At 62.5% G+C, this 9,727-nt stretch carries 13 protein-coding genes and 1 pseudogene; 4 read left to right on the forward strand and 10 right to left on the reverse strand.

Annotation, left to right across the window (positions count from 1 at the left end; genetic code table 11):
• The 7 genes and pseudogenes from QZ266_RS03530 to QZ266_RS03560 all read right to left on the reverse strand — a co-directional run.
• Positions 1-377, reverse strand: a pseudogene (locus QZ266_RS03530) (hypothetical protein); the annotation flags it as partial.
• Positions 374-826, reverse strand: a complete 453-nt coding sequence (locus QZ266_RS03535; RefSeq protein ID WP_295691701.1) for a hypothetical protein — start codon at positions 824-826, stop codon at positions 374-376. The gene QZ266_RS03535 and the pseudogene QZ266_RS03530, both read right to left, overlap by 4 nt.
• A gap of 129 nt (positions 827-955) precedes the next feature.
• Positions 956-1,147 (reverse strand): hypothetical protein, encoded by a 192-nt coding sequence (locus tag QZ266_RS03540; RefSeq protein ID WP_295691703.1) that lies wholly within the window; start codon positions 1,145-1,147, stop codon positions 956-958.
• A gap of 9 nt (positions 1,148-1,156) precedes the next feature.
• The gene (locus tag QZ266_RS03545; protein WP_295691704.1) at positions 1,157-1,648 is read right to left on the reverse strand and encodes a hypothetical protein; all 492 of its coding nucleotides are present in this window, start codon (positions 1,646-1,648) and stop codon (positions 1,157-1,159) included.
• A complete protein-coding gene (locus QZ266_RS03550; protein WP_295691706.1) occupies positions 1,645-1,785 on the reverse strand; it encodes a hypothetical protein in 141 nt (46 codons plus the stop codon). Before QZ266_RS03550 ends, QZ266_RS03545 begins: the two co-directional genes overlap by 4 nt.
• 149 nt (positions 1,786-1,934) lie before the next feature.
• On the reverse strand, positions 1,935-2,450 hold the full coding sequence (locus QZ266_RS03555; protein WP_295691708.1) for a DUF4199 domain-containing protein: 516 nt from the start codon (positions 2,448-2,450) through the stop codon (positions 1,935-1,937).
• A gap of 99 nt (positions 2,451-2,549) precedes the next feature.
• Positions 2,550-3,038, reverse strand: coding sequence for a response regulator transcription factor (locus QZ266_RS03560; protein ID WP_295691710.1), 489 nt, complete (start codon positions 3,036-3,038; stop codon positions 2,550-2,552).
• 83 nt (positions 3,039-3,121) lie between these two features.
• Here QZ266_RS03560 and QZ266_RS03565 point away from each other — a divergent pair, with 83 nt between their 5' ends.
• Positions 3,122-3,610: a MarR family transcriptional regulator gene (locus QZ266_RS03565; protein ID WP_295691712.1), complete on the forward strand. Its 489-nt coding sequence runs from the start codon at positions 3,122-3,124 to the stop codon at positions 3,608-3,610.
• A gap of 114 nt (positions 3,611-3,724) precedes the next feature.
• Here the strand turns inward: QZ266_RS03565 and QZ266_RS03570 are convergent, their stop codons facing one another.
• On the reverse strand, positions 3,725-4,258 hold the full coding sequence (locus tag QZ266_RS03570) for a VOC family protein (RefSeq protein ID WP_295691713.1): 534 nt from the start codon (positions 4,256-4,258) through the stop codon (positions 3,725-3,727).
• Positions 4,259-4,267: 9 nt separating this feature from the next.
• A complete protein-coding gene (gene hppD / locus QZ266_RS03575; RefSeq protein ID WP_295691715.1) occupies positions 4,268-5,347 on the reverse strand; it encodes a 4-hydroxyphenylpyruvate dioxygenase in 1,080 nt (359 codons plus the stop codon).
• 143 nt (positions 5,348-5,490) lie between these two features.
• On the opposite strand from hppD, the gene QZ266_RS03580 reads away from it, so the two are divergent.
• The 3 genes from QZ266_RS03580 to typA all read left to right on the forward strand — a co-directional run bounded on the left by QZ266_RS03580 (position 5,491) and on the right by typA (position 9,294).
• Positions 5,491-6,024, forward strand: coding sequence for a MarR family transcriptional regulator (locus tag QZ266_RS03580; RefSeq protein ID WP_295691716.1), 534 nt, complete (start codon positions 5,491-5,493; stop codon positions 6,022-6,024).
• Positions 6,025-6,106: 82 nt separating this feature from the next.
• Complete coding sequence (locus QZ266_RS03585) at positions 6,107-7,381, forward strand: cache domain-containing protein (protein ID WP_295691717.1); 1,275 nt, start codon at positions 6,107-6,109, stop codon at positions 7,379-7,381.
• A gap of 86 nt (positions 7,382-7,467) precedes the next feature.
• Positions 7,468-9,294, forward strand: coding sequence for a translational GTPase TypA (gene typA, locus QZ266_RS03590; protein ID WP_295691719.1), 1,827 nt, complete (start codon positions 7,468-7,470; stop codon positions 9,292-9,294).
• 187 nt (positions 9,295-9,481) lie between these two features.
• Here the strand turns inward: typA and QZ266_RS03595 are convergent.
• Positions 9,482-9,727, reverse strand: a 246-nt coding sequence (locus QZ266_RS03595; RefSeq protein ID WP_295691721.1) for a hypothetical protein, incomplete at its 5' end; no start/stop codon positions are given.

The raw sequence follows: 9,727 nt of genomic DNA on the forward strand, positions 1-9,727 counted from the left end.
GAGCTGATGATTTCGGTGTAGACGCCTTGCCGTGGCGAAAAGGCCGGTAGCAGGCTGGTCGAAGTGACGCTGCTGATAGCGGCATCGGAGCCGATACCCTCCAGATCGCCGGCGATCAGGCGTTCGATGACCTCGGTCCGGGTGGTGTTGAGCCTGTCATAATTGGTCGTCATCAATCGCAGGGCACTGACGGCGTCCTCGACTTCATCATGCAGACGGTCAAGTGCCACGGCCCGCCGCTCGGCCTCGGCCTGACTTGAAGACCATTGCGTCACCTGGAAACCGATCACGACACCGAGGATGACGATGATGAATTCCAGCGAAACAGCGAGCCAGTTCTGGTCACGCAGGGCCTGGGTGATACGGGCGAGGATCATGGCGCGGCCTCATTGTCTTCATGCGAGATGCCAAGTCGTCGATCGAGGGCGGCGTGCAGGACTTCGAGATCACCGTCGAGAACGCGACGGGATGTCACAATGTCCCGGAAGGCGACGACATTGGTCGTCAGCATGGCGAGGAAACCTTCGTGCTGCGGCATGGTTTGTGGGTCACATTCAAAGGTCCGGTCAAAACCGTCCTCGGGGGAGGTCGACTGTGAGGGTTCGGGGACCAAGCGGCTGCGTATCAGATCCGGGTGCGCATGCGACAAGGGCCGGATGACGGCCAAGGCGCGCTCATCCACGCTCGCCCGAAAAGCACGGCGCTGATCATAATATCCGGCAGCGCTGCGGATATCGGGGTCGGAGATGACTTCAATCCGGCCCGCAGCCAGCAATTCCTCGAGCGTCGGCAGGGCAACGGGCGGCGGGATGATGAAAGCATGCATGGCCAGCGCTTCACATTCCTCCTCCGTCAGAGTGCTCCGACCTGTGAGACCGAAGGCAATCGGGCGCGCTGAACTCAAGGCCAGATTTATTGGCATCCAGTGGTTATCAAACACCTCGGACCGGCCCGCCTACAGAACGATGACGTCATTGTGGAGGCGCAGGAGAAGGTCCGTTTCCTGAGAGCGTTCCGCGCGAGCTTCATTCCACGCGGTGACCTGGAAACCGATCACCACACCAGCGATCACGATGACGAATTCCAGCACGACGGCGAACCAGTTCTGCTCACGGATGGCCGTGGAAATGCGGGCGAGGATCATCATTGTGCCTTCCTACAGCCTGTCCAGATCGTAACTGGCCTCGCCCGAGGCGATCAGCTCGTCGATAAAGGTGACAAAACTCGGCGGCAGGCCGTGGCGTCCGAAATTCTCCCAATTGGCGCGCCCGCCGGGTGAAGCGATCAGGGAAAGCAGGTCCTTGCGGATCGCATACCATTGCGTCTTCGACAGGCTGCCATCCCCATGCGCCTCGAACAGCGCGCAGTAGATGGCGAAGAAATGGCCGACAAAAATCATGAATTGCATGCGTTCGTCTGGATCGAGCGCGTCGGGATCTGAAAGCCCGCGCCGGAACACGGAAGCGGTGGCCTTGTCGCCGGCGGTGAGTGTGTTCATCAAGCCCGTCGCCTCGACGAACTGATAGCGCGCGGTTGCCCGCAGCTGCCGCGTATTCTGGTGCACCTGCAAAGCCAGATAGATCAGTGTCGGCGCAACAAACACCACGCCGACGATCTGCGAGAGCATGTAGACATCGTTCAGCGTCATGTCGTGACATCCTGCATGTTGACCCGCAAATAGTTCGAGGTTCCGGACAGATGTCGACCTTCGGCGTCGAGGCCATGCTGTTCGCGCACGGTCTTGCCAATGCGTGAGAACAGGAGCGCCAGCTCGAAATCAGACATGCCCACCGCCTCCCCAGCCGGTTGAGCGGTATCCAAGCCTAATTCCCTGATCGGCAAAAGGGGAAACCGGGCCGCTCGTGTCCCGGTCAGGCCGGGCCGGCGCCAGGCATCGCTGCCCGGCGCCGGCGAATACGACGGACTGGCTCGGCTCAGGCGCGGTGCGGCAGGACCTTCGGATTGCGCAGCAGGGCAGCGGAGATCAGGCTGACCAGCACGCCGACCGGGAAAATCTCGATGAAGGTCATGGGCAGGCGGAACCACCACTTGCCGTACATCTCCATCATCGCGCCCATCTGCTGGCGGAATGCGGCGACCTCCTCGGCGCTCGCACCGGCGGCTTCGCGGGCCGCGATCTGGCCGTTGAGATAGGTGTCCATGAAGGCGCGGTCGGTGGCGTTGAAATAGATTTCCCAGCCGACGACATAGAAGAGACCGGCCACAGCGGCGATGCCGAGACCGGTGGCCAGGGCCGGCCAGAAGCGGATCACGCCGCCCAGATTGATGTCGCGATGGCGTTTTATGGCGACAAAGATGATCGAGAGCGCCAGCAGCATGGTCAGATAGCCGGCCGCCTCCGAGCCGCTCAGAAAGACGATGCCAAGGATCATGAGGACAGCGATGATCGTGCCGACCAGGCTACCGAAAACAAGGATGATGCGGGTCATGTCTGTATCGCCCGGGCGGGCGCCTCCTGTTTGTTGAACCCGCTCAGCCTGGCTCACCGGTCCTGCCTGTCGTCACCCGATCGGGTGATTTTGCCGTCATCACCCGTCTGGCCGAGCGATTGTCCTGTCGCTATCGCCCGGCGCCGGGATCAGGCGGAGGCTGCGGGCGGTCTCGATGGCCTGGACCCGACTGGTCACGTCCAGCTTGCCGAAAAGCCGGGCCAGATGGGTTTTCACCGTGTTCGGCGAGACGCCCAGATCGCGGGCCATGGTCTTGTTGCTCTCGCCTCCGACGAGCGCTTCGAGAACGTCAAGTTCGCGCGGGGTCAGACCGAGGCTGCGGATGGCGGCCTCATTGCGCGTGAAGGGGGCCGGATCGGAACGCCGCGTCAGTCGCATCCCGACCCAGATGCCAAGGCAGACACATCCCAGCCCGACGAGTCCGACCAGCATTTCAATGCCCAGCTCGCGCGCCCAGAAGCGGTATTGCAGCCATTCCAGAAGAAGGACGGTGGCAGCCAGAGCTGCGGCATAGATCAGGATGGTTCGCCCCATGGCGGGCAGAATGGCCCAGCGGGGCATCGGCATCAATCACTTCGCCGTCACGCCGGGGCAATGTGGCGGCAATCTCGATCCGCCTAGGTTTGCGCAAAGTTTGGCGGAGTTGATGGATGAAGACGATTTACCAGCATGGCCCGTTTGAGGGCGCTTTCCTTGTCGCCCGCCTCAACCGGTTGAGCCAGACGCTTGAGGAACAGGCCCAGGCCCTGGTCGCGCGGCGCGGTTTGACGGTTCCGATCCAGGCCAATGCCAGCCTTGTGACCATCGCCATACACGGTCCGCTCTCGCTGGCCGAACTGGCCCGTCGAACGGGTGACCCGCATCAGCTGGCCGCTTACCGGGTCAACAAATTGATCCGGCTCGGATTGGTCGAGAAGGGCATGGATGCGCGCGACCGGCGGCGTTTCCCGCTCTCCCTTAGCGAAGCGGGGCGGGTCCAGGCCGACATCCTGATCGATCTGGCTGATGATATTGCGCGCGTCTATGACTCGGTCAGCGCGGAAATCGGTGTCGATCTCAATGCGGCGCTCGATGCGGCCCAATCCAGCTTCATGGCGCAACCACTGGATCAGCGCGATCCGGTTACCCCATCCCGCTGACCGAACGGTCCGGAGCATCGAGCGGACCAGATCGGCAAAAATCCGGATCGGCCAAAGAAAACGCCCCGACCTTGGATCGGGGCGCCAGTTCGGAGGGCAGGAGAGAGTCGAGCCCTAGTCCTGCTCGTGCAGCCAGGCAGCGTGCTTGGGCGCGCGCTTGGTCTGGCTCCATTCCTCGATCATCGGCCGGGCGACCCGCTTGAGTTCGGCCATCTGCGCGTCAGTGCCGGTATTGGCGGCGAGTTCCAGACGGTGGCCATTCGGGTCGAAGAAGTAGATCGACTTGAAGATGCCGTGATTGACCGGGCCGAGCACGTCCAGGCCTTCCGCCTCGATATGGGCCTTGGAGGCCAGAAGCGCATCCATGTCCTCGACTTCGAAGGCGATGTGCTGGACCCATTCCGGCGTATTGCCGTCGCGGCCCATTTCCGGCGAATTGGGCAGTTCGAAAAAGGCCAGGACATTGCCCATGCCGGCGTCCAGGAAGACGTGCATGTAGGGGTCCGGCGCCTTGGTCGAGGGGACTTCATTCTCGGCAATCGCGAGTTTGAAATCCATGCCCATGACACGCTGGTAGAACTCGACCGTCTCCTTGGCGTCCTTGCAGCGATAGGCGACGTGGTGGATGCGCTTGATGTTGACGGACATGAGGTCCTCCTACTCGGCCGCTTCGATGACGCCGCGTTCGATCTGGTCGCGCTCGATGGATTCGAACAGGGCCTTGAAATTGCCCTCGCCGAAGCCTTCGTCTTCCTTGCGCTGGATGAATTCGAAGAAGATCGGGCCGATGGCCTTGCCCGAGAAGATCTGCAGCAGAAGACGCGGCTGGCCGCCTTCGGTGGTTCCGTCGAGCAGGATGCCGCGCTTCTTGAATTCGTCCGTCGGTTCGCCGTGACCCGGCAGGCGGTCTTCCAGCATCGCGTAATAGGTTTCCGGCGGTGCGGTCATGAAGACGGTGCCGGCCTTCTTCAGGCGGTCCCAGCATTCGATGAGATTGTCGCAGGAGAAGGCGATGTGCTGGATGCCTTCACCCTTGTACTCGCGCAGATACTCTTCGATCTGGCCAACCGCATCGGACTTCTCTTCATTCAGCGGAATGCGGATCAGGCCGTCCGGGGCGGTCATGGCGCGGGACACCAGGCCGGTATATTCGCCCTTGATGTCGAAGAAGCGGATCTCGCGGAAGTTGAAGAGGTCCTCGTAATACTTGGCCCAGTAATCCATCCGGCCCTTGTAGACATTGTGGGTCAGGTGATCGATCACGTTGAAGCCACAGCCTTCCGGGTGGATGTCGACGCCGTCCAGATAGACGAAGTCGATGTCGTAGATCGACTTGCCGTCCTCGAAGCGGTCGATCAGGTAGACCGAGGCGCCGCCAATGCCTTTGACGGCCGGAATGACGAGTTCGGAAATGCCCGGCTCGGTCAGGACCGGCTCGGCGCCGCGCTCGAGGCATTCCTCATAGGCCTGGGCCGCATCCTTGACGCGGAAACCCATGCCGCAGGCCGACGGGCCGTGTTCCTTGGCGAAGAAGGAGGCTTGCGTCTCCGGCTCGTAATTGATCAGGAAATTGATGCCGCCCTGGCGCCACAGCTCGACATCCTTGGAGCGGTGGTTGGCGATGTGGCTGAAGCCCATCGCCTCGAAGACCGGCTCGATCACGCCGCGTTCCGGCGCGGTGAATTCAACAAACTCGAAACCGCAAAGTCCCATCGGGTTCTCGAACAGGTCTGCCATGTCTTGTCTCCAGGATTGCTGTGGGTCACGCCGTCTGACCGCTTCGGGCCATCGGGTTTTTCAGGCGTGGCTTGATCTTGTGGTGTCTCAATATCGTACTGGTTGCTATTGCGTCAAGTTGTGATTGCAACTAATATTGCGACATGACCCAGCCGCACACCCATCCCGCCGCCCATCCCGCCGCCCGGGCCGACGCGCCTGAAGCGCCGCAGGTTTTGAAGGACCAGGCCGATCGCGAACCGATCCGGCTCACCGAGTACTGGCCCTACCAGATCACCGTGCTGGCCGATCGCATCGCCCGCCTGACCGCCGCGATTGTCAAACGCGAAGCGGGGCTGAACCTGTCGCAATGGCGCGTCCTGGCAGCCATTGCCGAAGCGCCTGGCCGCACAGCGGCAGAAGTGGTGACGGTGACGCCGATGGACAAGGGCATTGTCTCGCGGGCGACCAAGGCCCTGCTCGAAGCCGGCCTGGTTGTGCGTCGGGCCTCGCAGGCGGATGGCCGGGTCAGCCATCTCTATCTCACCGGCAAGGGCATGGGCGTGTATGCCCATCTGCGGGACGCGGTCGAGGCGGTCCCGATTGCGGCGAACCGGATGATGGATAGTGGCGAGCAGGACGCCTTCTGTTCGCTGGTCCGGCGGCTGGCAAATTCCGTGCCGGACGGCGAGCGCTAGGCGTTCGCGCCCGCTCATCAAATATCATCCAAAATTAGGCTTTCCGCGTGTTTAGGAAAGCCTTCAAAGAGGGGCTCCGTCTGTGCGCCAACTGGTCATCATTGCTGTTCACGTCCTGATCTCGCTGGCTTTCGGCGCGATCTCGGGCATGGCTGCGCACAAGATCCTGGTGACCTCGCTTTCCAACGCCCGGGCGGAGATGCTGCAATCCTATATCCGGGTCCGGGCGGATCGCGAGCAGACGCTGTTCAATGAGGCCCGCACCCTGACCCAGGCAGCCGAGGCCGCTTTCCTGCGTCGCCTGTCCCGGATCGAAGGCGAAGACATTCTGGACGAGTTCGACACGCTCTTCCCGCCCTTTGGTGACGGCACGCGCCGCAGTCACCCCGATCTGTTCGACGGACGCGCCCTGCCCGGAGCGGACCATGTCTTCGGGATTGGGGCCTATATGGGCGATGGTGAGCGGATGACGGTCGAGGAGCGCCGCCGCTACATGGCCGGCTTCCATGTCGTGCGGGTCTTTGGCGAGGCCCATCTGGGCGAGTTCTCCAGCCTCTACTACTTCACGCCGGACCGCCGGGTCGTGATTTTCGCGCCCGATCGCGAGGACCGCCTGGCCTTCTATCGCTATGAAGCTCCGGCCGATTTCAATCTCCAGGCTGATGAAGATCCGCGCCTGTTCAGTCTGGAGACCAATCCGGACAGCGTGATGCAGTGCACGCCCCTGTCCCGCTTCGTCTATACCGATGGCGGCGAACGCTCGGCCACGGCCTGTCGCAAGCCGATCCGGGTCGACGGCGAGTTGATGGGCGCCTTTGGCACCTCGATCGACATGACCGACCATCTGGCCTCGTCGATGGAAGCGCCGCCGGCCGGAGGCGTCAATCTGGTCTTCGACCGCGATGGCAATGTCATCGCCCGCGGTCAGACGGTCCAGCAGGCGCGCCTGTTCGGTATTGACCCGGTCGAGATCATGAGCTTGCTGCAGGATGATCCGCGGCCTCGCGGCGTGGTCGGTACGCCCAGCAGCGAATTCGTTGTCGCGTTCAGCCGTATCGCCGGGCCGGACTGGTATTTTGTTTCCGTCAGCCATCTGGCCGAGATCAAGCAGACGGCGACCCGCTGGGGCTGGCACCTGTTCTGGTTCATCTTCGTGGTTTCATTGGTGATCTCCAGTATCCGCGGCCTCCTGCGTCGCTCGCATCTGGTCCGCGCTTTCCTCGAACCGCCATCCAGGACGCCGGCCGTGCGCCGCTATACCGCCGCCCCGGCGCGCGCTGATGGGGATGATGAAACGCTGCCTCCGACCGGCGAGAACCCGTCGATTGACCGGCCCCGGCCACAGGGCGACGCCTGACCCCACTGCCTTGCACGGAATAATCACTGGCCAGCCCCGCGCTCACGGCGTATGAGGGCGCGCCTTTTCACGACAGGAATGACATCATGAGCGCGTCCCTCGACAAGCTGCGCAATATCGCCATCGTGGCGCACGTTGACCACGGCAAGACCACGCTGGTCGACCAGCTGCTGCAACAGTCCGGAACGCTCGGCGAGCGGGCCAATGTGTCCGAGCGCATGATGGATTCCAACGATCTGGAAAAAGAGCGCGGCATCACCATCCTGGCCAAGAATACCGCGGTCACCTGGGGCGACTGGAATATCAATATCGTCGACACGCCCGGTCACGCCGATTTCGGTGGCGAGGTGGAACGCGTCCTGTCCATGGTCGATGGCGTCCTCCTTCTGGTCGATGCGGTCGACGGCCCGATGCCGCAGACCTCCTTTGTGACCAAGAAAGCGCTGGCCCGCGGCCTCAAGCCGATCGTCGTGATCAACAAGGCGGACCGTCCCTCGGCCCGTCCGGACTGGGTTGTCGACCAGACCTTCGATCTCTTCGACCGCCTGGGCGCGACCGACGAGCAGCTCGACTTCCCGGTTGTCTACGCCTCTGCCCTGCAGGGCTGGGCCGCCAATGAGGCCGGCACGGTCGGCACCGACATGGAACCGCTTTTCGAGATGATCACGGCCCATACGCCGCGTCCGGAGGTTGATCCTGACGGCCCGTTGCAGCTGCAGGTCTCGGCTCTGGACTATTCCTCCTTCACCGGCGTGATCGGTATCGGTCGCGTGGCCCGTGGCCGGGTCGCCCGCAACCAGCCGGTCACGGTCGCCAAGGCCGATGGCCGCGAAGTGAAGGGCAAGGTCCAGCAGATCTTCGGCTTCCACGGTCTCGAGCGCGTCGAGCGCGAGGATGCCCAGGCCGGCGACATCATCACCTTCACCGGCATCGACAATCTGAAAATCTCGGACACGCTGTGCGACCCCGAAAATGTCGAAGCCCTGCCGCTGCTCTCCGTTGACGAGCCGACCCTGTCCATGACCTTCCAGGTCAATGACAGCCCGTTTGCCGGTCGCGAAGGCAAGTTCGTGACCTCGCGCAATCTCAAGGAACGCCTTGAGCGCGAGCTGATCCACAATGTGGCGCTGAAGGTCGAGCAGCAGGACAATCCCGACAAGTTCACGGTCTCCGGACGCGGCGAACTTCACCTGTCCATCCTGATCGAGACCATGCGCCGCGAAGGCTTCGAGCTGGCCGTCGGCCGTCCGCGTGTCGTCATCAAGGAGATCGATGGCGAGCTGTGCGAGCCTTATGAGAGCCTGACCGTCGACCTCGAGGAAGACCATCAAGGTGGCGTCATGGAGAAGCTCGGCCAGCGCAAGGCCGAGATGAAGAACATGGTGCCGGACGGGCATGGCCGGGTGCGGATCGACTATGTCATCCCGACCCGCGGCCTGATCGGTTTCCGCTCGGAATTCCTGACCCTGACCTCGGGCACCGGCCTGATGTTCCACAGCTTCGATCACTATGCCCCGAAGACCGGCGGCGAGATCGGCCAGCGCCATCACGGCGCCATGGTCTCGATGATCGACGGCAAGGTGCTGGGCTTTGCCCTGTTCAACCTGCAGGAGCGCGGCAAGCTCTTCGTCGGCCATGCGGTCGAGGTCTATGAGGGCATGATCATCGGCGTGAACTCGCGCGATGACGACATGATCGTCAACCCGACCAAGGGCAAGAAGCTGACCAATATGCGGGCCTCGGGCACCGACGAGAACATCGTCCTGACCACCCCGATCAAGCTGACCCTGGAATACGCGCTGGAATTCATCAATGACGACGAACTCGTCGAAGTGACCCCCCAGACCATCCGTATCCGCAAGACCTTCCTGAAAGAGCACGAACGCAAGAAAGCCTCGCGTTCGAAGGAATAGGCTTCAGACACCTTGTCATCCCCGTCGGATGTCCGGCGAAGGCCGGACGCAGGGCGGGGACCTATGTGGTTGCCAGCAGCGAGGTCCCTGACTTTCGCCCGGCCTTCGCCGGGCGGGAACCTGCGCCCGCGTAGGCGGGTGGCAGGGATGACAAATTTGAAGCACGCCCGACTTCCGCGCTCCGCCCTCACGTCCCGACATAAAGCTTCTTCTTGCCGGCCTTGGCCTGCGCCTTCGCCTGCTTGAGCAGCTTGTGATACGCGTCGGGATCGCGGGCCCAGCCGTTGGGCTCCATGCCTTCGCCGAATTCGCCGTCGAGCATGCGGGCGATGTCGCGCAGGGTCTGCACCATGTCGAGGCGGACACTGTCATCATCGGCGCGAAAATATTCGTTCAGCTCGTCCAGCGCATTGCCCAGCCAGCTGGCCTTGAG

It is taken from the genome of uncultured Maricaulis sp., from assembly GCF_905480005.1.
Classification (GTDB): Bacteria; Pseudomonadota; Alphaproteobacteria; order Caulobacterales; family Maricaulaceae; genus Maricaulis.

Excerpts from the sequence above, each read along its gene's own strand:
- QZ266_RS03540 (WP_295691703.1), bottom strand. The coding sequence starts at position 1,147 with ATGATGATCCTCGCCCGCATTTCCACGGCCATCCGTGAGCAGAACTGG.
- QZ266_RS03560 (WP_295691710.1), bottom strand. The coding sequence starts at position 3,038 with ATGCCGATGCCCCGCTGGGCCATTCTGCCCGCCATGGGGCGAACCATC.
- hppD (WP_295691715.1), bottom strand. The coding sequence starts at position 5,347 with ATGGCAGACCTGTTCGAGAACCCGATGGGACTTTGCGGTTTCGAGTTT.
- typA (WP_295691719.1), top strand. The coding sequence starts at position 7,468 with ATGAGCGCGTCCCTCGACAAGCTGCGCAATATCGCCATCGTGGCGCAC.
- QZ266_RS03555 (WP_295691708.1), bottom strand. The coding sequence starts at position 2,450 with ATGACCCGCATCATCCTTGTTTTCGGTAGCCTGGTCGGCACGATCATC.
- QZ266_RS03535 (WP_295691701.1), bottom strand. The coding sequence starts at position 826 with ATGCATGCTTTCATCATCCCGCCGCCCGTTGCCCTGCCGACGCTCGAG.
- QZ266_RS03570 (WP_295691713.1), bottom strand. The coding sequence starts at position 4,258 with ATGTCCGTCAACATCAAGCGCATCCACCACGTCGCCTATCGCTGCAAG.
- QZ266_RS03580 (WP_295691716.1), top strand. The coding sequence starts at position 5,491 with ATGACCCAGCCGCACACCCATCCCGCCGCCCATCCCGCCGCCCGGGCC.
- QZ266_RS03550 (WP_295691706.1), bottom strand. The coding sequence starts at position 1,785 with ATGTCTGATTTCGAGCTGGCGCTCCTGTTCTCACGCATTGGCAAGACC.
- QZ266_RS03545 (WP_295691704.1), bottom strand. The coding sequence starts at position 1,648 with ATGACGCTGAACGATGTCTACATGCTCTCGCAGATCGTCGGCGTGGTG.
- QZ266_RS03565 (WP_295691712.1), top strand. The coding sequence starts at position 3,122 with ATGAAGACGATTTACCAGCATGGCCCGTTTGAGGGCGCTTTCCTTGTC.